25 protein-coding genes and 1 pseudogene are annotated in these 25,202 nt (G+C 40.6%); 21 read left to right on the forward strand and 5 right to left on the reverse strand.

Annotated features, from left to right (window positions below; genetic code table 11):
- The 16 genes and pseudogenes from lpdA to ACFQ0V_RS00165 all read left to right on the forward strand — a co-directional run bounded on the left by lpdA (position 1) and on the right by ACFQ0V_RS00165 (position 14,295).
- Positions 1 to 1,365 (forward strand): dihydrolipoyl dehydrogenase, encoded by a 1,365-nt coding sequence (gene lpdA / locus ACFQ0V_RS00090; RefSeq protein ID WP_381008521.1) that lies wholly within the window; start codon positions 1 to 3, stop codon positions 1,363 to 1,365.
- A gap of 11 nt (positions 1,366 to 1,376) precedes the next feature.
- Complete coding sequence (locus ACFQ0V_RS00095; RefSeq protein ID WP_194563041.1) at positions 1,377 to 2,123, forward strand: SDR family NAD(P)-dependent oxidoreductase; 747 nt, start codon at positions 1,377 to 1,379, stop codon at positions 2,121 to 2,123.
- Between the two features lie 21 nt (positions 2,124 to 2,144).
- Positions 2,145 to 3,581, forward strand: a complete 1,437-nt coding sequence (locus tag ACFQ0V_RS00100; RefSeq protein ID WP_381008523.1) for an NAD-dependent succinate-semialdehyde dehydrogenase — start codon at positions 2,145 to 2,147, stop codon at positions 3,579 to 3,581.
- A 17-nt stretch (positions 3,582 to 3,598) separates the two neighbouring features.
- The gene (locus ACFQ0V_RS00105) at positions 3,599 to 4,600 is read left to right on the forward strand and encodes a zinc-dependent alcohol dehydrogenase (RefSeq protein ID WP_381008525.1); all 1,002 of its coding nucleotides are present in this window, start codon (positions 3,599 to 3,601) and stop codon (positions 4,598 to 4,600) included.
- Positions 4,601 to 4,613: 13 nt separating this feature from the next.
- Positions 4,614 to 5,066 carry a VOC family protein gene (locus tag ACFQ0V_RS00110; RefSeq protein WP_194563038.1) on the forward strand — a complete coding sequence of 151 codons (453 nt, stop codon included), beginning with the start codon at positions 4,614 to 4,616 and terminating at the stop codon, positions 5,064 to 5,066.
- Positions 5,067 to 5,078: 12 nt separating this feature from the next.
- On the forward strand, positions 5,079 to 5,834 hold the full coding sequence (locus ACFQ0V_RS00115; protein ID WP_381008526.1) for an SDR family NAD(P)-dependent oxidoreductase: 756 nt from the start codon (positions 5,079 to 5,081) through the stop codon (positions 5,832 to 5,834).
- A 21-nt stretch (positions 5,835 to 5,855) separates the two neighbouring features.
- Positions 5,856 to 6,614 (forward strand): SDR family NAD(P)-dependent oxidoreductase, encoded by a 759-nt coding sequence (locus ACFQ0V_RS00120; protein WP_381008528.1) that lies wholly within the window; start codon positions 5,856 to 5,858, stop codon positions 6,612 to 6,614.
- Positions 6,615 to 6,628: 14 nt separating this feature from the next.
- Positions 6,629 to 7,666: a TRAP transporter substrate-binding protein gene (locus tag ACFQ0V_RS00125; protein ID WP_194563035.1), complete on the forward strand. Its 1,038-nt coding sequence runs from the start codon at positions 6,629 to 6,631 to the stop codon at positions 7,664 to 7,666.
- 63 nt (positions 7,667 to 7,729) lie between these two features.
- A complete protein-coding gene (locus ACFQ0V_RS00130; RefSeq protein ID WP_381008530.1) occupies positions 7,730 to 8,242 on the forward strand; it encodes a TRAP transporter small permease in 513 nt (170 codons plus the stop codon).
- Complete coding sequence (locus ACFQ0V_RS00135) at positions 8,243 to 9,529, forward strand: TRAP transporter large permease (RefSeq protein ID WP_194563033.1); 1,287 nt, start codon at positions 8,243 to 8,245, stop codon at positions 9,527 to 9,529. It begins immediately after the preceding gene.
- Between the two features lie 156 nt (positions 9,530 to 9,685).
- Positions 9,686 to 10,276, forward strand: coding sequence for a class D sortase (locus ACFQ0V_RS00140; RefSeq protein WP_381008532.1), 591 nt, complete (start codon positions 9,686 to 9,688; stop codon positions 10,274 to 10,276).
- 294 nt (positions 10,277 to 10,570) lie between these two features.
- Positions 10,571 to 12,007 carry a proline--tRNA ligase gene (proS, locus tag ACFQ0V_RS00145; protein ID WP_381008533.1) on the forward strand — a complete coding sequence of 479 codons (1,437 nt, stop codon included), beginning with the start codon at positions 10,571 to 10,573 and terminating at the stop codon, positions 12,005 to 12,007.
- Positions 12,008 to 12,183: 176 nt separating this feature from the next.
- The gene (locus ACFQ0V_RS00150; RefSeq protein WP_381008535.1) at positions 12,184 to 12,591 is read left to right on the forward strand and encodes an Rrf2 family transcriptional regulator; all 408 of its coding nucleotides are present in this window, start codon (positions 12,184 to 12,186) and stop codon (positions 12,589 to 12,591) included.
- Between the two features lie 206 nt (positions 12,592 to 12,797).
- Positions 12,798 to 13,301, forward strand: coding sequence for an NAD(P)-dependent oxidoreductase (locus tag ACFQ0V_RS00155; RefSeq protein WP_381008805.1), 504 nt, complete (start codon positions 12,798 to 12,800; stop codon positions 13,299 to 13,301).
- A gap of 104 nt (positions 13,302 to 13,405) precedes the next feature.
- Positions 13,406 to 13,699: pseudogene (locus tag ACFQ0V_RS00160) on the forward strand (DoxX family protein); the annotation flags it as partial.
- Complete coding sequence (locus ACFQ0V_RS00165; RefSeq protein WP_381008537.1) at positions 13,696 to 14,295, forward strand: nitroreductase family protein; 600 nt, start codon at positions 13,696 to 13,698, stop codon at positions 14,293 to 14,295. The pseudogene ACFQ0V_RS00160 and the gene ACFQ0V_RS00165, both read left to right, overlap by 4 nt.
- A gap of 409 nt (positions 14,296 to 14,704) precedes the next feature.
- Here ACFQ0V_RS00165 and ACFQ0V_RS00170 read toward each other — a convergent pair whose 3' ends face one another.
- Together ACFQ0V_RS00170 and ACFQ0V_RS00175 are read right to left on the reverse strand one after the other, a co-directional pair.
- Positions 14,705 to 15,376, reverse strand: coding sequence for an ABC transporter ATP-binding protein (locus ACFQ0V_RS00170; protein ID WP_194563024.1), 672 nt, complete (start codon positions 15,374 to 15,376; stop codon positions 14,705 to 14,707).
- A gap of 4 nt (positions 15,377 to 15,380) precedes the next feature.
- Positions 15,381 to 16,448, reverse strand: coding sequence for an ABC transporter permease (locus tag ACFQ0V_RS00175; protein WP_381008539.1), 1,068 nt, complete (start codon positions 16,446 to 16,448; stop codon positions 15,381 to 15,383).
- Positions 16,449 to 16,772: 324 nt separating this feature from the next.
- On the opposite strand from ACFQ0V_RS00175, the gene ACFQ0V_RS00180 reads away from it, so the two are divergent.
- The gene (locus ACFQ0V_RS00180; protein WP_381008541.1) at positions 16,773 to 17,777 is read left to right on the forward strand and encodes a c-type cytochrome; all 1,005 of its coding nucleotides are present in this window, start codon (positions 16,773 to 16,775) and stop codon (positions 17,775 to 17,777) included.
- Positions 17,778 to 17,840: 63 nt separating this feature from the next.
- On the opposite strand, the gene ACFQ0V_RS00185 is transcribed toward ACFQ0V_RS00180, so the two are convergent.
- Positions 17,841 to 19,025, reverse strand: a complete 1,185-nt coding sequence (locus ACFQ0V_RS00185; protein WP_381008543.1) for an alanyl-tRNA editing protein — start codon at positions 19,023 to 19,025, stop codon at positions 17,841 to 17,843.
- A gap of 119 nt (positions 19,026 to 19,144) precedes the next feature.
- The gene (locus tag ACFQ0V_RS00190) at positions 19,145 to 20,041 is read right to left on the reverse strand and encodes an EamA family transporter (protein ID WP_381008545.1); all 897 of its coding nucleotides are present in this window, start codon (positions 20,039 to 20,041) and stop codon (positions 19,145 to 19,147) included.
- Positions 20,042 to 20,168: 127 nt separating this feature from the next.
- Between ACFQ0V_RS00190 and ACFQ0V_RS00195 the strand changes: the two genes are divergently transcribed.
- Together ACFQ0V_RS00195 and ACFQ0V_RS00200 are read left to right on the forward strand one after the other, a co-directional pair.
- Positions 20,169 to 21,071 (forward strand): methyl-accepting chemotaxis protein, encoded by a 903-nt coding sequence (locus ACFQ0V_RS00195; RefSeq protein WP_381008546.1) that lies wholly within the window; start codon positions 20,169 to 20,171, stop codon positions 21,069 to 21,071.
- 78 nt (positions 21,072 to 21,149) lie between these two features.
- The gene (locus ACFQ0V_RS00200; RefSeq protein ID WP_381008548.1) at positions 21,150 to 21,848 is read left to right on the forward strand and encodes a CBS domain-containing protein; all 699 of its coding nucleotides are present in this window, start codon (positions 21,150 to 21,152) and stop codon (positions 21,846 to 21,848) included.
- Between the two features lie 456 nt (positions 21,849 to 22,304).
- Here ACFQ0V_RS00200 and ACFQ0V_RS00205 read toward each other — a convergent pair whose 3' ends face one another.
- Positions 22,305 to 22,562, reverse strand: coding sequence for a CsbD family protein (locus ACFQ0V_RS00205; protein ID WP_381008550.1), 258 nt, complete (start codon positions 22,560 to 22,562; stop codon positions 22,305 to 22,307).
- A gap of 129 nt (positions 22,563 to 22,691) precedes the next feature.
- Between ACFQ0V_RS00205 and ACFQ0V_RS00210 the strand changes: the two genes are divergently transcribed.
- Entirely contained in the window at positions 22,692 to 23,771 is a 1,080-nt protein-coding gene (locus tag ACFQ0V_RS00210; RefSeq protein WP_381008552.1) for an AI-2E family transporter, read from the forward strand.
- Positions 23,772 to 23,895: 124 nt separating this feature from the next.
- On the forward strand, positions 23,896 to 25,167 hold the full coding sequence (locus tag ACFQ0V_RS00215; protein WP_381008554.1) for an acetyl-CoA hydrolase/transferase family protein: 1,272 nt from the start codon (positions 23,896 to 23,898) through the stop codon (positions 25,165 to 25,167).
- The last annotated feature ends 35 nt before the right edge of the window (positions 25,168 to 25,202 follow it).

Below are 25,202 nucleotides of genomic sequence, written 5' to 3' on the forward strand. Positions count from 1 at the left end.
ATGTATGATGTCGTCGTAATCGGAGGTGGTCCGGGTGGCTATGTTACAGCCATTCGCGCCGCACAAAAAGGTTTTAAAACAGCGCTTATCGAAAAGGGAGAATTAGGAGGCACTTGTTTAAATACAGGATGTATTCCATCAAAAGCGATGCTAGAACACGCATCCATCATCCGCAAAATCGAGAGTGTGAAAGACTGGGGCATCTTTTGTGAAGTTGAAAAATTAGAATATGGCAAGATGCAAAAACGTCGCGCATCGATCATTCAAAATTTGAGAAACGGCGTTCAAATGTTGTTATCCAAAGGGAAAATCGATCTCATTCGTGGAGAAGCGCAAGTAGTAGGAGAACATGAAATCATCGTCAAAAAGAGTGAAAAATCAGAAACTGTACAATCGAAACGTATCGTTATTGCGACAGGAAGTACACCTTCTGTACCGCCAATTCCAGGATTGATGGACATCGCTTACGATACGACAGATACGATATTTGAATCGAATGAAGTGCCGGCATCTTTAACGATTATCGGTGGCGGGGTTATCGGTGTAGAAATGGCGGAAATTTTTTCCGCACTCGGGACAAAAGTGACGATTATTGAAGTAGCTCCCCGTATTTTAATGTTAGAAGATCAAGAAATTTCAAAAGCTTTACAGAGAAAGTTAGCAAAACGAGGCATTCAATTCCATATCGGACATTCTGTGGAACGATGTGAGCATGTGGATGAAATGTTTCGGGTTCATTTAGCAAATGATGCAGTGATTGAAAGTGCTCGTCTTCTTGTAGCGACGGGTAGAAAAGCGAATCTCGAAGTCGTACAAAACTTAGCACTTCCAGTGGAAGGCGGCAAACTACAAGTGAACGACCAATTTGCAACAGCGATTCCATCTATTTTTGCAATTGGCGATGTCGTCGGTCGTATGCCGCTTGCTCATGTAGCTAGCGCAGAAGGTCTCGCACTCGTTGATACGTGGTTAGGAAAAGAAAATAATCTCGATTACAAAAAAATTCCTCGTTGCGTCTACACGCTTGATCAAGTGGCGAGTGTCGGCTATACCGAAGAACAATTGAAAGAAGAACATATCGCCTATCGGGGAGAAACGTATTCATTCGCAGGTAATGGAAAAGCGATGACGAAAGATCAAACGGATGGCTTCGTCAAAATTTTTGTCGATACGCAATACGGTGAAGTTTTAGGCGTGACTATGTTCGGCCCTGACGTCACTGAAATTATCGGTTATCCAACGGCTGTCATGCAATTAGAAGGAACGATTGAGGAACTAGCGGATATTACAGTCGCTCACCCATCCATTACAGAAGTGATCGATGAAGTGGCGAATAAATATTTGAATCAAGGAATTCATAGCTAGGAGGAAATGGAATGAATTTTAATAATAAGACGGCTCTCGTTACGGGAGCTGCGAACGGAATTGGAAAAGCCATTGCCCATCAACTGGGGCAATTAGGAGCTCAACTCATTTTAGTCGACCGTTCAGAAGCTGTGTTTCAAGTGGCGGAACAATTAAAAAACGACAATGTTCGCGTAGAAGCAGTCATTTGCGATTTATCGAATGAAGATCACATCGATCACTTATGGGAAGATGTGAAAGCGCGTTACGAAAAAGTGGATGTCTTAGTGAATAGTGCAGGCATTATTAAGAGACAACCGATTTCAGAAACGAGCACTTTCGACTTTGAAAAAACGATGTCCATCAATGTCATGTCGGTTTTTCAAATGTCGAAACATGCGGTGGCACTCATGACGAAACATGGTGGCGGTAAGATTATCAATTTCGGCTCTTTGCTTTCATTTTTAGGAGGCTTCCATGCGGTTGCCTACTCTTCTAGTAAAGGGGCTATCGCGCAACTTACAAAATCATTCTCCAATGAATATGCTAAACATAATATTCAAGTGAATGCAGTAGCGCCTGGCTATATTGAAACAGATATGAATACCGATTTAAAAGCGGACGCAAAACGTTCCGTAGAAGTATCTGAACGCATTCCAGCAGAGCGTTGGGGAACGCCAGAAGATGTCGCAAAAGTCGTGTGCTTTTTAGCATCAGACTTATCGGATTATGTGACAGGAACAATCATCCCAGTAGATGGCGGCGTGCTCGCTCGCTAAACGAAGAATGGAGACGACAAAATGAAAGAACAAGCATTATTTATCGACGGTCAATGGATCGATCATATCGATGGTCGTACGTTTGACATTATTAACCCTTCAACTCAAGAAGTGCTTGCAAGTATTCCAAGCGCTGGAAAGAAGGAAGCTGATTTAGCGATTGAAGCAGCAGATCGCGCATTGGAAGGTTGGTCTGCTTTAACAGCATATGAGCGTGCAGACTACTTAATTCGCCTCGAACAATTGCTGTTAGATGAAAAAGAAAATATGGCAAAAATTATCAGTTCAGAAATGGGCAAAGCGTATATAGAAGCTGTAGGTGAAGTTCATTACGCTGCGAGCTATCTCCGCTGGTATGCAGAGGAGGCGAAGCGTATTTACGGTGAAACGATCCCTGCTTCATCTGCATCTAAAAGATTGATGGTCATTAAGCAACCAATTGGTGTCGTTGCTGCAATCACACCGTGGAACTTCCCGATTGGCATGTTGACACGTAAAGTTGGTCCCGCTTTAGCAGCAGGGTGTACATGTATCGTAAAGCCAGCGAAACAAGGCGTATTAACAGCGCTCGCTTTTGCGAAAATGGTTGAAACAGTAGGCATTCCAAATGGCGTTGTGAACGTTATCGCAGGATCCACGAGCGAAATTTCAAAAGCGATTTTCGATAGTCCAATCGTGCGTAAAGTATCTTTCACTGGATCGACAGAAATCGGAAAAGAACTCGTCGTGCAGTCAGCGAAAACATTAAAAAAATTATCACTCGAACTCGGTGGTCATGCACCGTTCATCGTTTTGGAAGACGCGGATTTAGATCGCGCAGCAGAAGGCGCATTGTTGAGCAAGTTTAGAAACTCAGGTCAAACATGCGTATGCACCAATCGTATTTACGTGCAAGAAAGCGTGAAAGAAGCATTTACAGCACGTCTCGTCGAAAAAACAAAGCAATTGAAAATGGGACATAGTCTTTCAGAGGAAGTCGATATCGGTCCGCTCGTTTCAAGAGAAAGTGTCGAAAAAGTGCATAGTCAAGTGCAAGACGCAGTGGAAAAAGGTGCAAAAGTAGAAGTTGGAGGCAATCTCGACGTATCGACAGGATTCTTCTTTGAACCGACTGTTTTATCCGATGTGACGGAAGACATGCTCGTGATGCAAGAGGAAACATTCGGTCCGCTCGCACCTATTTCAGGATTTACCCATTTGGATGATGTCATTGCGATTGCGAATTCGACAAATTACGGATTAGCTGCTTACGTCTACACGAGCAATATCGATAAAGCGACATATGTGACAGAGAAACTCCAATTTGGAATTATTGGTTTAAATGACCCGATGCCAAGCGCTGCACAAGCACCGTTCGGTGGAATAAAAGAAAGTGGTTTCGGCCGTGAAGGTGGTCGTCAAGGAATCCAAGATTACTTAGAAGAAAAGTATATTTCAATGGAGACAAAGCCTTTATAAGAAAGAAGTGAGTTCATTTGAAAGCGCTTAGAAAATTAAATGACAAACAATTCACGCTCGTCACACAACCGTTGCGTGACGTAGCGGCAAACGAAGTATTAATTAAAGTGCATTATGCCGGAATTTGTGGAACGGATTTGCATATTATCGATAATGAATACCGCCATCGTACACCGGTGACGTTAGGACATGAATACGCAGGGACAGTCGAACAAATTGGAGCTTCTGTTCAAGATGTAGAGATCGGAGAACGAGTCGTCTCTTTAACGGCTGTTCATACGTGTGGCGTATGTGGGTACTGCCAACAACAAACTCCGATGCTGTGTGAGGAGCGCCAGTCAATTGGTTCCTTTGTGGACGGAGCATTTGCTGAGTACATCATCGTTCCTGAACATGCGGTATACAAAATTCCAGATCATCTTTCTTTGCAAGAAGCAGCGCTGACCGAGCCACTTGCATGTGCTGTGCGATGTTTAGTGGAAAGAGGAGCTGTTCGTGCTGGGGATGATGTATTAATTTCAGGGCCTGGCACATTAGGCATGTTAGCGGCACTCGTTGCCCGTTCACAAGGAGCGAACGTGACGATTGTTGGAACGAAAATGGACGAACAGCGTTTAAAAGAAGCGAGTACATTCGGCGCGCATCACACTTTCTATACAGATGATAAAGAGCAATATATCGAACAGTTCGATGTTGTCGTGGAATGTGCAGGAAATGAATACTCCGCGAACGATTGCATCGCGTACTGTAAAAAATCCGGCTTATATATTCAATTAGGATTATTCGGAAAGAAAATACCATTCGATGCAGACTTATTGTTGACGAAAGAAATTTCATATACGAACGGTTTCGCAACGACGCCTCGCTCATGGGAGATTGCTTTACAATTGCTTGAAACGAAAAAAGTTCAAGTCGCACCTCTCATTACGAATATTTTTTCACTCGATGATTGGGAAGAAGCATTCCAAACGATGAGACGACGCGAAGGGTATAAAACATTATTTCAATTGGAACTGTGAAAGGTAGATGGAGATGGATTGGAAATTAAAAGGCTTTGTTCATAGTGGTATTACGGTGAAAGATTTAAAACGCTCCATCGATTTTTACGAGAACAGTCTCGGATTGGAGCTCGTGCGGTTACAAACGAATGATAAACCATATATTTACGACTTAGTCAATATCCAAGGATTAGAAAAAATCGAACTCGCTTTTTTACAAACACCGGATGGGCAAATTGTGGAATTGCTTGAATACCACGGTGAAACAATTGAGGACGGTTCAAGTTTGCACAGTCATTACGGAACAGGTCATATTTGTTTACACGTTGAAAATTTAGATGCGATGTATGAGCATCTTCAACGAAGAAATACAGATATTATTTCAGAACATGTCGTCCAAATTACGTCAGGGAGACATGCTGGGTCGAAAGCCATTTATTTACGCGATCCAGACGGATATGTCATTGAAGTATTGGAATACATTTAGGAGTGGAACGCGATGAGCTTTCAATTAACGGGTAAAAAAGCAATCGTAACAGGAGCGACACACGGAATCGGTCGAGCACTTGTGGAGGCGCTTCTCGAAGAAGGAGTAACAGTTTGTATACTCGACATTGCGCCGGAGCTTGCTGACGTCGTGGCAGAGATGAACGCTTCAGGACATGTTGTGACAGGCCTTCAAGCGGACTTATCGAACACAGAAAATATCGCTCACTATTACGAAGAAGCCCTTTATCATTTAGGGGGTTCTGTTGATATTTTAGTGAACAATGCAGGCATTCATAAAGCGGGCGCAGCAACTGAATTATCACGTCTCGATTTTGAAAAAATATTTAAAGTGAACACAGAAGCGGTTTTTGAATTATCAAAGTGCGCTGCGAACGATATGATCGCGCAACGCTCTGGAAAAATTATTAATATCGCCTCGGTTCTATCTTTCCAAGGGGGCTTTCATGCATCAGCATACTCCGCAAGTAAGGGTGCCATTGCTTTATTGACAAAATCATTGTCGAATGAATGGGCGAAAGATGGAATTTGTGTGAACGCGATTGCCCCAGGATATTTCGATACACGTTTAAACAATCATATTAAGAACGATCCTAAACGACTGGCAAGTATTTTGGATCGAGTGCCGAAACAACGTCTTGGAAAACCTGAAGAAATCGGCGGCTTATTAAAGTTTTTAGCATCGGATTTATCGGATTATGTAACAGGTGCCATCATCCCAATTGACGGTGGGTTCACCGGTAGATAAAGAGAGAGAAGAGGCGAAAAAATGGATTTACAATTAAAAGGGAGCAACGTATTAATTACAGGCGGTACGCGTGGAATCGGGAAAGCAATCGCTCTCATGCTGCAGCAAGAAGGAGCGAATGTCTCGGTAACAGGCCGGCGTAAAGAAGCGGCAGAAGCATTCCAACAAGCTCACGAAGGAATACAAGTCTACACATTAGACGTCATGAATCCGGAGGAACGTGCGCAACTTGTCGAGCAATATATGAGCGACTATGGAACGATTGATGTCCTCGTCAATAACGTGGGCGGCAGTAGCGGTTCAACAACACAAGAAACCGATTTAGAGCAATTTCGTGAAGCATTTGAATTTAATTATTTCCAAGCCGTTGATTTTAGTAAGCGATTTGCATCACATATGGTTCGAAAAGAAAGTGGTGCCATTATTAACATCGCCTCAGTGTATGGACGAGAAAGCGGTGGACTAGTCACTTATAACAATGCAAAAGCGGCATTAATTAGCTTCTCAAAATCATTATCGAATGAACTGATTCCACATGGTGTACGCGTTAACTGTATTGCACCAGGAAGCGTCTTCCACAGTGATGGTGTATGGGATCAACGAATGAAAGAAAATGAATCTTCGGTTCAAAATTTCATTTTTAATGAAATTCCAGCCAATCGTCTCGGTACACCAGAGGAAATCGCAAATGTCGTCACATTTTTAGCATCAGAAAAATCATCATGGATCGTAGGCGCTTGTTTAACCGTAGATGGTGGACAATCTCGCATGAACCATTAAAAGGAGAAAAGAAAATGAAAAACACATTACAAAAATTTAAAGTATTGTTACTCGTTACGGTATTAATGACAGTGTTAGCAGCATGTTCAGATAAAGAAGGGGCAGAGGGAGCAGAAGGCGAAGTTATTAAAATTCGCATGGCGAACCAAGTAGATGAGGGTAACTTCTTAAATCAAGGATATGTGAAATTTAAAGAAGTATTAGAAGAAAAAGGAAAAGGACAATTCGCTGTAGAAATTTACAATGGCGGTACGTTAGTCGGATCAGATGATGGAATTGTAGAAGCTTTAAAAAGTGGTTCAATTGAAATTTCAACATCATCTGCTTACGGAACAGCGAATACAACAGGCGTAAACGGTTTTAAATTATTCGATATGCCTTTGTTAATTGACAATCGGGAGTCGTTTTACAATTTATTAGATGGTGAATTCGGTGAAGGATTGAAAGAAGAAGTTGCCAAAAATAATAATTTAAAAGTATTAGGCTTTATTGACTTAGGCTTTTATTCTATTTTGAACGGTAAAAAAGACGTCTCGACACCAGCTGATTTAAAAGGTTTGAAAATTAGAAGTTCAGCAGCAGATTTACATTTAGATTCATTAGCAGCAATGGGTGCAAATCCGACGCCACTTTCATACACAGAAGTATTCACAGGATTACAACAAGGGGCGATTGATGGCGTTTCAACGACGACACCATTAATTTATGGAGACCGTTTCTTTGAGATCAATAAACATTTGACATTGACGAATCATGTATTACTCCCGCACGTATTGATGATTAATGGCGATCTTTACGAGCGTTTAACAGATGAGCAAAAAAGCATTTTAGAAGAAGCGACAGCGGAGTATATAAAATATGCGCGTGAATTATCAATCGAAGCAGAAAAAGAAGCGGTTGAAGGTATGAAGGCAGAAGGTGTGACAGTTACAGAATTAACAGAAGACCAAAAAGAAGAATTTAAAAAAGTGGTCGCGCCTGTCATTGATAAACATATTAATGAAATTGGAAAAGATGTGTACGACAAAGCAATCGAAGAATTGAATAAATAATTGATCGGCAACTTGCATATGAATTTTCGTATGCAAGTTCCTTATTCAGATAGGAGGAGGAGTATGAATAAAAAGAAACGACCGATTGAGGCCTATCTTTCATTCTTCTTATTATTGTCAATGACAATTGTTATGTTTATTGGGTTTGTTTTCAGATATGTTTTCAATGCCTCGTTATCGTGGTCTGAAGAATTGTCACGTTATCTCTTTATTTGGTTTATTTTTATCAGTATGAGTTATGCGGTAACGGAGCGTGCTCACATTCGAGTAGAAGCGTTAAATCGTTTAATTCCGTTAGAAATTCGAAAGTATGTTAATATTTTTGGGAAATGTATTTGGCTTGTCTTTTCATTGTTCGTCTCGTATTTAGGCGTGACGTATGCGATGACGATGTCGAGTTCTGTATCGGCTGCATTAAAATTACCGATGTCCGTTGTCTATTTCGGAATTCCACTTGGATATGCACTCATGTCGGTACGATTATTCGTTCAAATTATTCAAGCGTTCAAAGACCCTTACTTAGAAGTGGCCAATGATTTAGCTGAAGAAGGTTATATAGAAGGGGAGGAAAAATAGATGGCATTTACTTTACTTACGATTTTAGTCGTTTTCCTCATTACTTTATTCGTTAATATCCCGATTGCAATCGGGTTAGCCATTTCTGGTATGGTTGTTGTTCTTATGGAAGGTTCGATTCCTCTTTCATTCTTCGTTCAGTCGACGTTTGGAGCGAGTGATTCCTTCCCTTTACTTGCGATTCCTTTCTTCATTTTAGCTGGAGAAATTATGAGTACGGGCGGGATTGCGAAACGTTTAATTGAATTCGTTCAAAACCTCGTCGGTTCGATTACAGGAAGTCTCGGTTTAATTACGATTATCGCAAGCTTCATTTTTGCGGCGATTTCTGGTTCAGGAGCTGCAACGGTTGCGAGTATCGGAGCGATCACAATTCCTTACATGTTGAAAAATGGATACACGCCTGCCTATGCAGCTTCTATCGCAGCGAGTTCGGGATCACTCGGTCCAATCATTCCACCGAGTATCATCTTCATTTTATATGGAGTGATGGCTGGGGTTTCCATCGGTGATATGTTCATTGCAGGATTAATTCCAGGTGTATTAATGGCGGTTGCCTTAGTGACGATCAACTATATCATTTCGAAAAAAGAAGGATTTGGTGGTTCTGAGAACTTTGTAAAGCAAAGTTTCTGGAAGTCATTAAATGAAGCGAAATGGGCATTGCTTGCACCAGTTATTATTCTTGGTGGAATTTACAATGGTTGGGTAACGCCGACAGAAGCGGCTGTAGTAGCAGTTGTCTATAGTTTAATCATTAGTGTATTCGTTTATAAAGAATTTAAAGTTAGCGAATTGATGGAAGTCTTTTTAAGAGCGGCAAAAGTTTCTGGAACGATCATGATTTTCGTCAGTGCGGCATCATTTTTCGGAAAAGTCCTCGCTTTAAAACAGATTCCACAATATATTGCGATGGTCATTGCTGATTTTACAACGAATCCAATTATCATTTTAATTTTAATTAATATTTTCTTATTGCTTGTCGGAATGTTTATGGAAACAGTCGCGGCAGTGTTATTATTTGTTCCGTTATTGTTGCCGATCGTGTTACCTTTAGGAATCGATCCGATTCATTTCGGTATTATCGTGAGCATTAACTTGTCATTAGGATTAATTACGCCACCATTGGGCATTAATATTTTCATCGCTTCGAATATCGCCAAGATTCGTTTCGAAGAATCATTGAAATATTTCTTCCCTATCTTTATGTCTTTAATTATTATCCTTTTACTCGTGACATTTATCCCGCAGCTAAGCTTATTCTTACCTGAATTATTATCTAAATGATAAAAGACCTCTTTCATTTTTAATGAAGGAGGCTTTTTTGAGTTTAAAAGATGCGTTGAATAACCGTATTGTATACAATGAAACGAAAAGGCTATCTAATCGAATAATTTTAGTACGATATAAGAGAAAGAGGATATTAAAAGAGGAGATTGAATGATGAAGAAATGGATGGGTATTGTCATTATTTTTGTAGGGATTGGATTAATCGCTTATCCTTTTTATATGGAGTACGAGCAAAATAAAGAAGTGCGTGCGTTAGAAGAAGCGATGGAACTGATCATGTCCGCAGATGAAGGAGAAGATATCGATTTAAGCGAAATTGACAATTTACCGTTTACGGAAGATGAAATTCGCAATGTCATGGAATTAGAAATTCCTTATTTAAACATTCGTCATAAAGTGCTGGATACGACGACAACACATAACTTAAACGTCGCTCTTACACAAATTAAAGAAAACCAAACACCAGGAGAAGGGAACTTTACAATAGCAGGTCATCGTGGATATCGTGATGGACGTCATTTTAGTAATTTAGCAGAAGTTCCTATTGGAGAAGAAGTGTATTTGCATGTAGGTTCTACAAAGTATATTTATCAAATTACTGATCGCGACGTTATCGAAGCGACAGATGTACACGTTTTAGATGATCGTGAAGGTATTGATGAGTTGACGATGATTACGTGTACCATTTCAGGGAAGCAGCGTGTAGCGGTGCGTGCGAAACTATTAGACATTGTCAGTGTGTAAACGATACAGCATTGTGAAATGAATGAAAATTTGGTATAGTAACGTTGATATAAGAGTCATTGAAGCGACTAAGTAAGGATTGAAATGAACAGAGAGTGGCGCATTGCTGAGAGCGTTATACATCCCTCATCCTGAACCCTATCGACGGAGACTGTACGTCTTGCCAACGTTATGAGGCAACCTGAGGGCTAGATCATTAGCTAAATCAAGGTGGTACCACGTCTACAATGCATAGACGTCCTTAACTTCAAGGGCGGACTGTGCTTTTTTTAATGAAGAGGAGGATTTTTAATCATGTCAGAACAGAAAAACGATTTTACAAGTTGGTACATTCGCACGATTCAACAAGCGGATTTAATGGATTACACGCCAGTGCGCGGTTGTATCGCATTTAAACCAGACGGCTATGAAATTTGGGAGCATATTCAAGCGGAAATGGACCGTCGTTTTAAAGAAACGGGTCACCGTAACGCGTACTTCCCAATGTTAATTCCAGAAAACTTCTTCCAAAAAGAAAAAGATCATATCGAAGGATTCTCACCAGAACTCCCTTGGGTGACAGAAGCTGCAGGAGAAAAATTAGAAGAGCGTCTCGCACTTCGTCCGACATCTGAAACGATGATCGGTCACCTTTATTCAGACTGGATTAAAAGCTATCGTGACCTTCCAGTGCTCATTAACCAATGGGCGAACGTCTTCCGTTGGGAAAAGAAAACACTCCCATTCATCCGTACGTCAGAATTCCTCTGGCAAGAAGGGCATACGGCTCACGTAGATGAAGAAGAAGCACGTGAAGAAACGATGAAAATGCTTGAAATTTATAAAGAGGTCGTCGAAGAACTATTAGCAATTCCAGTATATGATGGACAAAAAACACCGTCTGAGCGATTTGCTGGAGCGGTTGATACGTATTCAATCGAAGCGATGATGAAAGACGGAAAAGCGGTACAAGCCGGAACGTCTCACTATCTTGGAACGAAATTCGCTGAAGCGTTCGACATTAAATATTTAACGAAAGAAAATAAACACGAATATGTCCACACGACATCATGGGGAACTTCAACGCGCTTGATCGGTTCGATGATTATGGTGCACGGCGATGAGCAAGGGCTCGTTTTACCACCACGTGTCGCACCGACACAAGTCGTTTTAATCCCAGTTGGACCATGGAAGAAAAACCCGGCAATCGTCGAAAAATTAGACGAAGTATTCGCGGCTTTAAAAGCACAAGGAGTACGTGTGCGTCTTGACGATTCAGATCAATCACCAGGATATAAGTTTAACGAGTGGGAATTGAAAGGTGTGCCGGTTCGTATTGAGCTTGGACCACGTGATTTAGAGAAGGATGCAGCGATGTTAAAAGCGCGTGACGAAGATGAAAAGCGTCAAGTACCATTAGAAGGTATCGTCGACACAATCGTCGCAGAGCTCAACACGATGCAAGGACGTCTCCTCGAAAAAGCACGCGAATTCCGTGCGGAACATTCACATTTGAATGTCGATACGATGGAAGATTTAAAAGCACATATCGAAGCGAAACAACAAGCGGGAGAAATCCCAGGTTGGATACTCGCAGGATGGTGTGGCGATGATGATTGTGAAGCGAACGTTCAAACAGAAACGAAATTCACATCACGCAACATTCCATTTAATCCACCAGCAGAAAAAGAAGTATGTATTAACTGTGGTAAACCGTCACAACATACCGTTTGGTTCGGTCGAGCATACTAATATTCGAATGTACGATGAAATTTTTCATCGTACATTTTTTCATGTAAAGGTTGAAATCACAACGTTTGTAGTAGTTTTGGAACTGTCTAAAAAACGCGGAGATCAAATAAAGTGAGCATATTCGTTTGACATTTCTTTTACATGTAACTATGATGGTTACATAGGTGGTGGACGAAATGATCAACACACGCTTTTCTGTAGCGATTCATATCATTTCTCTTATCGCATCCAATCCGAATGAACAAATGTCTTCTGAATGGATCGCGGGTAGTGTGAACACAAATCCCGTCGTTATTCGTCGCATTATCGGTTTATTAAAAAAAGAAAATATCGTACGCACTTCACAAGGAGTAGCAGGTGTCGAACTTGTCAAATGTCCTTCTGAAACGACATTGCTTGAAATTTATAATGCGGTCATTCATCAAGATGAATTATTTTCGATGCATGAGAAGCCGAATGTTGCTTGTCCGGTTGGGCGTAATATCCAAAAAGCACTTGATGTTACATTTGGAGAAGCGCAAGAAGCGATGGAGAAAGTATTAGCTGGGAAAACAGTGAGTGACATTATCGACGATATGCGTTAAAAATAGTCGGAAATGCCAATCATTTTTCACACCTAACATGTAACTGAAGCGGTTACAAGAAGAAGGAGTTTGAGATGAGAATCGCAGTAGTCGGAGCGACAGGTCGAGTAGGACGCTTAGCGGTAGATGAGGGAGTAAGAAGAGGATACGATATAACGGGGTTTGTACGTGACGCAAATAAGTAGTTAGAGGCCCCGGTGTCATTAGTGGAGAAGGATGTATTACAGTTGACGAAGAAAGATGTGGAATCATTTGACGCCGTCATTAGTGCATTTGGAGCGGAGTCAGGGAAAGAGTCATTATTCGCAGACGTTGCGACTCATTTCATCGAGATCCTTCAAGGAACAAAAACGCGACTCGTCGTCGTCGGAGGTGCGGGTAGTTTACTGATCGGAGATACGATGTTAGCTGACACACCCGATTTCCGAGAAGTATTTTTACCGACGGCGAAAGGGCATGAGCGTGCATTACGTATTTTTGAAGCGAGTGAAGGAATCGATTGGACATATGTTAGTCCGGGTGCATTGTTTGAACCAGGGGAACGCACTGGTCATTATGTGACAGGTGGCGATGAATTTTTCGTCAATGAAGCGGGCGAAAGTTATACAAGTATGGGAGATTACGTCATCGCACTATATGACGAAATTGAAAACCGTCAACATGTAAATGAACGATTTAGCGTCGTGACAGAACGAGGTGAAGCGTCATGAATAAGCAAACATTAGCACTCGTCGTCATTCGTATTAGTTTAGGACTCATTTTTGCCATTCACGGTGGCGCAAAATTTGCGGGAGGAATTTGAGGAACGGCAGCCTTTTTTGAAACGATATCAATTCCTAGCTTTTTAGCATACATCGTTGCTACAATTGAATTAGTTGGCGGTGTCTTGCTCGTATTCGGCGTATTAACGAAAATCATTTCTGCTTTATTCGTCTTCATCATGTTAGGTGCTATTTTCACAGTGAAAGGACCACTCGGCTTTTTAGACGGATGTGAATTGGAATTCGCTTTAATCGCGATGAGCGTAACGACATTTATCGCAAGCGACTTGAAAACAGTATTCGCTTTCGTCCCTACAACAAAACATATAACGGAGGTTTCATCATGACAACGAAATCAGTATCAGCAGCAATTCAAGAGCGTCGTTCAATTCGACGTGTGAAAAAGGATCCAAACGTAACGAAAGAACAAATGGAACAATTACTTCAAAAAGCAGTGTATGCACCATCAGCATTCAATATGCAAAGTGGACGTATGGTACTCGTAATGGATGAAGATAATGAAAAATTATGGTCAATCGTCGAGGAAGAACTTCGTAAAGTTGTACCAGCAGAAGACTTCTCAGCGACAGAAGAGCGCTTAGCAGGTTACCGTAACGGAAACGGTACGATTCTCTTTTTCGAAGACGACGCAACATTAGAACAAATGCGTCAAAACGCTCCTTTATATGCAGATTCATTCATTAACTGGTCGGACGAAGGAACAGGAATTTTGCAGTATGCGACGTGGTTATTGCTTGAAGAAGCAGGACTCGGTGCATCGATTCAGCACTACAATCCGTTAATTGACGAGAAAGTAGCTGCGGAGTGGGACATTCCGAAAGAGTGGCGTTTAATCGCACAAATTCCATTCGGTGCGAAAGATGAAGAAGCAGCGAAACGTGAATTTTTACCATTTGAAGACGTTGTGAAAGTAATTAAATAATAAATGATAAAGAACTCCTCAATCCAAAATGGAAAGAGGAGTTCTTTATCATTTAACGGATTTCCGAAAGAAGTCTCCCATCCTCAAGGAGTGTGAAGGTGCGAATAGCACCAATGAGTAGGTGGGAGATGAATTTCGGTTGGCTTTAGCCAAAGAATTTGGTAAAATATAGACATAATGTTCTTTGACAACTGGATATATGGAGTTGCATACGGAAATAAGAGCGAAAACCAAGCCCCTCGTATGCGTAAAATATCCAAGGTACTAAAAACATTGCGTATCAGTAGGGTTGGAATGCCCCGAATTCACGCTCGTGGAGAACACATAAGACTTGCTTGCAAGCTATGTTCGTGGAAGCGAGAAGCCCCCACTTCAAGTAGACCGTAAGGTTAACTAAGTGGTGGGTAGTTCACCGCTCTTGAGTTAATACTCCGTCTGTCATATTGTAGACGTGATCGAAGTAATCGAGTAAACGTGTATCGTGTGTGACGACAATCGTCGTCGTGTTTTTATTTTTCGTTTCCTTCTGGAGTAATTCCATCACCTCGAAAGCGCGTTCAGAATCGAGAGAAGCGGTCGGTTCGTCAGCTAAAATAACGGAAGGATTCGTGTACAACGCTCGTGCAATCGCTAACCGTTGTCGCTCACCACCTGATAAATCAGTTGGGTATTTATTTTTTAATTTCAAAATACCGAGATCGCTCATTAACTGTTTTAAATGATTCGCTCTCATATTTTTTTGTTTGACGCGATCCATTAATTTAAATTGGTCTTTCACTTTTAAAAAAGGTACCGTATTCGAAGCTTGCAAAATGAATCCGATTTCTTCGAGGCGTAATTTTGAACGCTTTTTTTCATTTAATCGAGATAAAGAACGTCCGTTAATAATGACTTCACCTGACGTCGGACTTAATAGCCCCCCGACGATTGTGAGAAATGTACTTTTACCAGATCCAGACGGTCCGATAATCGCAATTAATTTGCCGCGTTCCGCTTCGAAATTAGTTGGCTTTAATGCTTCGATTGTTTTAGAACCGTCATTATACGACTTTGAAACATTACGTAATTGTAAAACTGTCATCGTTTTAACCTCCTATCGCTTTCAATGGATCAATTTTGACGATGGTACGCACGGAGAATAATGAACCTAAAATTGCGACTACGACAAAGATTGCACCGTATGTGAGTAAAATTGGTAAATCAAATGTTACAGGAACAGCGTTAGGCAAAAATTCTCCAGTGAGTAGGGCGAGTCCGAGTCCAATCGCTACTCCGACGAAAGCTAAAATAAACGTTTGCGCTACTACGGAACGTGCTAAGTAAGCACTAGAGATTCCTTGCGCTTTCATCACGCCGAAAATATTGATTTTTTGGACAGTGAGTACGTATAAGAAAATCGCAACAATCACTGCTGAAATGACGAGTAAGAAATAAATCATAAAGTTCAATGTCATGTTTTGTTCGGAATAACCTGGTAATTTTTCGATAAAGCTTTCAATTGGAATGGCTTCTAATGTAGAGTCCTTTGTAATGTTGTCAACATCATCCGATTGAACGACGAACCCGTTCAACTTTGTATTGTTCGTCTCGCTCGCTTCACCGTATTTAATAGAATAAAACGTATCGAAATTGGTATAAAGTACAGGAGCTGCGTTGAAGCGTGCCGATGTTATAAAACCGACAATCGTCAATTCATCATCGGATCCTGATAACTTCACTTTATCTCCAATTGTGAAGTCTTCAGATTTCAAAGTTTCACTTGCGACAACTTCATATTTGTTTTTAAATGATTTTCCTTCAATAATGTCAGGCATGATAAAAGAAGTAGGATCGATGGCGAATAAAGAAATATTTTGCTTTTCTCCGTCATTGTTGGCAATCGCATTAAGTTGTCCAATGGGAGCGACGGCATCTGCTTTTAATTTTGATTCTTTGTCCGCTGGCATAATCGATTGCAACAAACTTTTGTCCGCCTCATCTGTTAATACAATCGCATCCGCTTTCCAGGAATCAACCGCTTCTCGATTCAATGTTTGAAGTCCAGTAGCGAGCCCAGATAAAAAGAAGACGAGATATGCAACGAGCATGAGCACCCCTGTAATGAGAAAGAATCGTAACTTATTGCGTCTAATTTCATTCCATGCTAAAAACATAAAAAACCTCCTATCTATATTTCTTATTTTACATGAAATTGAATGAAATGACGCTTAAAAACACTCATAATTGATTATTATTATCATCTATATAACTAATATAGAATAAATATTATTAAGGATGACCGAAAGTCCTTTTATAAATAAAAGTATCCCATCATAAGTGAAGAAAGTATGAATAATCGACTGATGTTTAAAAGTCTGTAATTGAAATGTCAAAACTTTATAAGCAATCTCCTTTGTATTGTGAAAAAGGCATAGACGCTATCGTAAAAAGTGTGATAATTTGAAGGTAACAGAAAGAGATAAAAGGAGGTTACACGAATGAATAACAAAAAAGGTTTACCAATTCCATTAATAGCAAGTATTTTCGTACTCGGCTTAATTATGGTATTGTCCATGTTCGGTATGCAAGTGGCAAAAGAGAAACGTGCTGAAGCGCCGAAAGAAACAGAAGAAGTGGCAGGTGGAGAAGAAACAACAGCACCTGCACCAGTAGCGGGAGGAAAGATTGCGCACAACCCGCCATCACTTGATGACGTGCCAGAAGGTCCATTAGGTGAAGCGATTTTACGAGGTTATGAATTAACGAATAACACATCAGAAGTATTACGCAGTGAAGCAGCGACACCAGAAGATGGTGAGAAACTCGTCAACGAATTATCGTGTACAAGCTGTCACGCAGGTGCAGGTATGGATGAGCATTCTTCATCAATGGTCGGTGTATCTGCCGTGTATCCAATGTACATCCCACGTTCAGGCAAAATTGTTACTTTAGAAGACCGTATTAACGGTTGTATGATTCGTAGTATGAACGGTCAAAAATTCGAAGCGAATGATCCAGACTTAAAAGCGATGGTCGCTTACTTAACTTACATTTCAGAAGGAATTCCAGTCGGTGCTGAATTAGACTGGCGTCACCTTAACAATATGGATGATGTACCAGTTCCAGATGTAGATGCAGGAGAACAATTGTACAATCAATCTTGTATCGCATGTCACGCAGGTGACGGTTCAGGAACAGGTTCGAACACAGGTCCAGCCCTTTGGGGTTCAGGTTCATTTAACGATGGAGCAGGACTCGCACGTATGGGCAAAATGGCAGGATACATTCAACGTAACATGCCAATCGGGCAAGAAAACTCATTGTCAGACCAAGAAGCAGCTGACTTAGCAGCGTTCATCTTGTCACAAGACCGCGACTCTTATCCAACACCTGAAAAAGATTGGCCAAATGGCGATCGTCCATCTGATATTATGGACAAAGAAAAACGTGATCAAGTGAAAAATGGAACAATTGATTGGAACGAAGTATTAGGCAAAAACTAATATATACGAAACACTCCCTTTTAAAAATCCTCCTGTCCGGTAAGGACGGGAGGATTTTTGTCGTTAGACGAGGGAAATACGGGTAATCATTTCATCTAGTAACTGTTGGGCGCTGATATTTACTTTTGGTCCCCCGCCTTGAATGAATTTAGGGCTCCCCCCGCCACGACCTTCAAATAATGGGAAGATTTCTTTTCCGAACTCCCGCATATTCGGTAGGGCATCCTCTCCACGCATCGCAATGAGTTGGACAAGTTCATCGTTCGTTGTCGTAAATAAGACAACTGCGCTCGTTCGCTGTTCCACAATTTTTGTAGCGAGTGCTTGAATTTCCTGAAGTGGACGATTTTTGAATGTCGCGGTAATGAGTTGCTCGGAATTTTGCAGTAGCTCTGTCGCTTCGACATCGAGTAATTGCTTACGCATATCTCGAATGAGCTGTTCTTGTTCTTCTCTTTCTTCAATCCACCGCTCAATTTTCGGTACGACGCGAGTTTCAGAAGTTTCGAGAAGTTGTGCGCAACGTTTTATGCGCTCGTTTTGTAAAGCGTAATGGACGAGCGCACGGCGACCTGCGATGAATGAGAGTCTCGTTTTTTTCTTCATGCGTTCTGTTCCGAGCAATTTGATGAGTTGAATTTCATTCGTTGCTTTCGGGTGCGTTCCGCCACAGCCGTTGTAGTCGATTTCTGGAATGATGACGAGTCGGATGTTGTCATGTGCTTTAATCTCACTACGGAGTGGATAATTCGCTAATTCTTCTTCTGTCACCCAAAAGGTCTCAATCGGAATGTTGCGTAAGACGACTTCGTTGGCCATCTGTTCAGCTCGGATTATTTCCTTTGTCGAAACTTGTTCGGTCATAAGATCGATCGTGACGACTTCATTTCCTAAGTGGAAACTATCGGTTTCATAACCTAAAATATCATGGAAAATGGCGGTGACGATATGTTGCGCACTATGTTGCTGCATGTAGTCAAAGCGTCTTTCCCAATCGATGACGCCTAATACTCGCTCATCTTCTAAGGTTGTATCCATATAGTGACGGATTTCACCTTTTATTTCTTCTACATTATGTACGATACTATTATTCAAGTATCCCATATCATGGGGTTGTCCGCCGCCTGTCGGATAGAAAGCAGTGCGGTCGAGTACGACGTAGAGCCCTTGCTCGTCTTCTTCTTGTTTTATCACATTCGCTTCAAATGTCGTTTCATACGCATCTTTGTAATACAATCGTTCTGTCATTTCACGGCCTCCTCATAAAACTACAATGATTCTCTTACTAGTATAGTAGAAATTGTAAATAGATACACAAAAAAAGAAGTGTGAAGAGATCACACACTTCTTTTTAAACTCATTTTCATTTAAGTTTGTTGCCGTTTTTTCTGTTTCAATTGTTGCATAATCGTAGGGAAAGTCATGCCGATTAAAATAATCGCAATTCCTAAAAACTGCAAAGCTGTTAAACGTTCGCCTAAAAGTAACATAGACGCGATAATGGCTACAGGCAATTCCATCGCACTTAAAATAGAACTCATACCAGCGCCAACTTTCGGTACTGCGATAGAGAATAGATAAATAGGAACGACAATCCCGAAGAATCCTAAAATGAGCCCGTATTTCCAAAGTCCTCCACCGAATAATGTACCATCCCATACGATTTCAGGGTCTTGGAACAATGTGATGAAAATAGCTGCAAAAATAGAAGTGAAGAGGAGACGAGTTAATGTGTCCATTCCTTCTACTTGTTTGGAATTGACCATGACGAATGAAGAGAAGCTAATCGCTGAGGCCATTCCCCATGCCCAACCTTGCCAAGGGATAATAGATAAGTCTACATCGATGACACCTGCAGCTAAAATCGTTCCGGTAAACAGTAAGATGAGAGAAAGTAATTCAGGACGCGTTGGAAAACGTCGATTCGCGATACAATCGAATAACATACCAATCCAAGTGAATTGGAATAACATGACGACAGCAAGTGAAGCGGGCATATATTCGACAGCTTGTCCGTAAACCGTTCCTGTCGTCGCTGTGAACAAACCTGCAAAAATTAACGTTTTTCCACCGCCCCATTGTGGTTTAGACCTTTTAAACACTAAAAAGAGTACGATAGTAATAAAGAGACCTACATAATATTGGCTCGTTACAGCTTGTGAAGCTGTAAAGCCATCTTGAATAGATAATTTTATGATGGTCGATAAAATCCCGTAACAACTCGCCGCAAAAACGATGAGTAAAGGATAAATCGCATTTTTCATTATAATTCCTCCTAACCGACACGATATTATAACATGAATGCGGAAAAGAGTTAGGGGATGAAAGGTTATAATTTGTGAAAACGGGAATAATGAACGAGAGAGTATAAGAAAACTGGAGGATTAGTCAATGAATGTATTGCAGTTAGAAGCGAATGAAATGTTATTAAATACGATGGATCGAAACTTAGCGTTAATTATTTTTAATGAAGACCATGAAGTAGTGTATGCTTCAGAAAAGTTTGCGAATGCGGTAGGTTATTCACAAGAGCAAATTTTACATAAAAATCACCAAGAATTTTGTTTTCCTGAATTTGTGAAGAGTCGAGAATATGTGAGCTTTTGGAATAACTTATTACGCGGAACAGCATTCGTCGATAAAATCGAACGTCGCCATGCGAACGGAGATAGTATTTGGCTAGAGGCGACATATATGCCTGTTTTTGATGATCGTCGACGTGTGAAATACGTCATGAAAGTCGCATTTGACATTACAGAACGTACAAATAATGTGAAAGAAGTAACCGAAAACTTACGCAACATGTCTGAAAACTTGAATGAAAGTTCAGAGCAAGGGATTCAAGGAAGCGACTATTTACAGAAGAGCATTCACGAAGTGTCGACGATATCAGCAAGTAATGAATCGACGATTACGACACTCGTCTCCCGCACAGAAGATATTCAAAAAGTTGTTCAAACGATTCGAGAAATTGCGGCTCAAACGAATTTACTCGCATTAAACGCAGCTATTGAAGCGGCGCGTGCCGGTGAACACGGACGTGGTTTTAGCGTCGTAGCAGGAGAAGTTCGTAAACTGTCCGAAAATGTAGAGAAATCGATTATTGAAGTGAGAAAAAGCGTCGATGCGATTACGAAAGAAGTAGAAGAAATGTCGAGCGGTGTATTAAATATTCATAGTACTGTCGTAGAAAATGAGAATCAAATTAAGAAAACACAACAAGATTTTGAAAATATTTTACAAGAAGCGAAGCAATTAAAAGAACAAGCTTCTTGCTTAATGACATTAATTTAATGAAAATATTTGAAAAAACAGAATAGATAGTTAAAAAAGCGTATGCTATACTGTAAGAAAAAGGTTGGAGTTGAGAAGATGAAAAATTCTGAACGTTACATCATTGCATTCAATCGAATTGACGCTGCGATGAAAAAAATGTGTAATTCAACGAATATGCCTTTCTTTAAGTTAATCGATTGCGCACGCCGTCACAATGCAGTCGTTCGCCGATATGAGCATGATTTACGCGAATTTGCAGAACTGCGCAATGCGATTGTTCATGATCGTACAGAACAAGCTTACGTTATCGCAGAACCTCATCATAAAGTCGTACAAAAAATTGAACAAATTGCAAGAAAAATTACGAAACCTGTGACCGTAGGTAATTTGTTCCGGAGAAAGGTCGTTACGCTACAAGCGGATGACTCTTTATTAGTCGGTTTGCGACTCATTCGCGAACAAAAGTTCAATCAATTTCCGCTTTATGATAAACAAAATTTTATAGGAATGATTACAGCAATGGGAATTACATACTGGTTATCAGATCGAATGACAGAAGGAATGCCGAAAGGAAAAATCCCAAAACTCCGCGACATTCACCAACATGAGAAACGTAAAAAATCCTATCGTTTCGTCCGTCAAAATATGCCGATTTATGAAGCGGTAGAGATTTTCCAAAAAGGTGTTACGTCTGGTAATCGAATCGAAGCTTTACTCATTACAGAAAATGGCCGAAAAAAAGAAAAATTACTAGGCATCGTTACACCGATGGATCTCGTACGTGCTCATAAATAAATGAATTCTGCTTTTCCATCTTGGATCGGAAAGCAGAATTTTTTGTTTTTAAAGACACAAAAAAACTGTCATTTGCCTCTCATGCAAACAACAGCTTGTGAACTACCCACCACTTAACTTCGTTTGAAGTGGGGGCTTCTCGCTTCCACGAACATAGCTTGCAAGCAAGTCTTATGTGTTCTCCACGAGCGTGAATTCGGGGCATTCCAACCCTACTGATACGCAATGTTTTTAGTACCTTGGATATTTTACGCATACGAGGGGCTTGGTTTTCGCTCTTATTTCCGTATGCAACTCCATATATCCAGTTGTCAAAGAACATTATGTCTATATTTTACCAAATTCTTTGGCTAAAGCCAACCGAAATTCATCTCCCACCTACTCATTGGTGCTATTCGCACCTTTACACTCCTTGAGGATGGGAGACTTCTTTCGGAAAGTCGTTAAAAATAAACATTATTTTGATTCTTTTTTGTCGACGTAACGTTCTTTTAATTCGTCCACTTTGTCGACGACATCTTTTTTCGCTTCACTGTATGCTTCTTTCGCATCGCCTTGTACTTCGCCCATTTTCTTTTGAGCTTTTCCTTTCACTTCGTCTTTTAAGCCGTCCGCTTGCATTGAAGTATCGTCCATCGCTTTACCTAATTTTTGTTTTGCTTCCCCTTTTAATTCATTGAAAGTACCTTTCGCTTTATTTTTGAATTCACTCATGTTCATTTCCTCCTCTGGAAAAGTTTCTACAATACGTATTCCACATTTTTTGCAATCTAAACACATAAAAGAAACGAAAATTTGAAAAAACAGGTATACTAAAGACATCGAATGTATTAGGAGGTTGCCATGACGAATAAACGTTGGTTTCAAGTAGGGGTAGGAATATTACTTGCTATTTTAATTGTAAAATACTTTTTAAGCATTAGCTTTTTATTTACACCTTTCATCATTATAGCGAAAACGATTTTCTTCCCGCTATTGTTAGGGGGCGTTTTATTTTATATGACGGAACCGATTCAGCATTTTTTAGAAAAGCGTAAATTTCCGAGATGGGCGAGTATTTTGTCCATTTTAGCAGGGCTTGGTCTGATCATATGGATCTTTATCGCAATCATCGGTCCTCCTGTAGGAGAACAGGTGAACACATTTGTGAAAAATGCGCCAGGCTTAGCGAAAGAATTGGAAGGAGTTAAAGATTACGCATTAGAACAGCGTAAAGACTTACCAGACAATGTGAAGACAGCAATCGATGAAGCGGCAGACTCACTACAAGATGTCGCCCTCGGTTTTGGGAAATGGATCGTGCAATTTTTACAATCATTTTTCCAAGCGATGTTTTTACTCATTCTCGTTCCGTTTTTCTTTATTTTCATGTTGAAAGATCATGAGAAGTTCATTCCGTTCGTCACGCAATTTTTCACCGGCGAACGTAAACGTTGGGTCGAGAAAACGATGAAAGATATTAACGACGTATTGAAAAACTACATTCAAGGCCAGTTTTTAATTAGTGCCATTTTAGCGACGTTAATTTTTATCGGGTATTCATTGATCGGTTTGGAATATGCGTTATTGCTTGCGATTTTTGCATTGTTTATGAATTTAATTCCGTTTATCGGTCCTTGGATTGCGGTCGTACCTGCTATTATTATCGGGTTTTTACAAGAGCCTTCGCTCGTCATTTGGGTCGGAGTCGTCACACTCATTGCCCAACAGACGGATAGTAACTTAATTACGCCGAACGTTATGGGGAAAACATTGTCGATTCACCCACTTACGGTCATTACACTCATTTTAGCTGCTGGAAATATCGCAGGGTTCCTCGGAATTTTAATTGCGATTCCGACGTATGCCGTCATTCGAGCGATCGTGAAAAATATTTATGAACATCGACAAGATATTAAAAAAGCGGTGACGAAAACCGTTTAAAAATGAACCACAAGCATATGATATGTTTGTGGTTTTTTTATAGATGTGACAATTATGTATTGACCGTGCTTGAAAGTATTGTAAGATAAATATAATCGATATTGAAAGTTGGTGTTAGTACCAGATGTCAAAGAGATTAACGAAACAACAGTTTATTGACAAGATTGAACCTTTTGCAGATTTAATTTTACCTTTAGGGCATGGGGAGCCACGCCTTTTATTAGATTGGTTAGAAGAAGAACATAAACAATTAGAACGTGTGAAAATTCATCAAATTTTACCCGTTCAACAAAGAGATTATATGTATGGCAAAATGAAAGGCCATTTAACGCACGTATCTTATTTTTTAAGTGGTGCGAATCGGCAAGCTTATTTAGATGGTCATATTGAACTCGTTCCGAACGTCTTTCATGAAATGCCTAAAATATTGCGTCAGTCGACACATTTATCAGCGGTATTAGCTGTCGTTTCACCGATCGATGAACACGGGTATTTTTCGTTAGGAACGCAAGCAGAATATATTTCGCCATTGATTGGAAAAGTACCGTTTTATGTGGAAGTGAATGAACATATGCCACGCACATTTGGCGGCAATCAAATTCATATTAGCCAAGTGAAAGGATACGTCGAGCATCACGTGCCTTTAATTGAAGTACCAGAACCGCGCATTCGGGAAGCGGATTTGCAAATTGCGGATTTTATTGCGGAACGTGTTCGAGATGGTGATACGTTACAAATTGGGATCGGCTCGATTCCGAATGCTGTCACACATAAATTGAAACATCACCGCAGTTTAGGGTTACATAGTGAGTTAATTTCAGACGGGATCGTCGATTTAGTGAAGGCGGGTGTCATCGATGGCTCAGCGAAAATGACGAATCGTGGGAAGTTAATCGGAACGTTCGCATTAGGTACGGAACGTCTCCATCGATTTTTGCATCATAATCCAGTGATCGAATTACTCCCTGTCGATATCGTCAACCATCCGATGGAAATTGCGAAAGAAGATAATATCGTTTCCATTAATGCGACGACAGAAGTCGATTTTTACGGTCAATGCGCTTCAGAAACGATTGGCGGGACGTATTACTCTTCTACGGGAGGACAAGCGGACTTTGCGCGTGCTGTCCATTTTGCGAAGCGGGGGAGAGGCTATATTTGCATGCATTCGACGGCGAAAAATGGTGAAGTGTCACGCATTATGCCTCATTTAACGAAAGGTTCTGTCGTGACGACGAGCAAAAATGACGTCGATCATATCGTGACGGAATACGGTGTCGCAAAATTGTACGGAAAGTCCATTCAAGCGAGAACGGAAGCACTTATTCAAATCGCACATCCAAAGTTTCGAGAAGAACTTACATTTGAAGCGAAGCGCTTAGGCTTTATTATTTAAAAAAGACGTCAAACGAATGTTTAACTTCGTTTGAC

Origin of the sequence: Savagea faecisuis, assembly GCF_042675605.1 — a bacterium.
Classification (GTDB): domain Bacteria; phylum Bacillota; class Bacilli; order Bacillales_A; family Planococcaceae; genus Savagea; species Savagea faecisuis.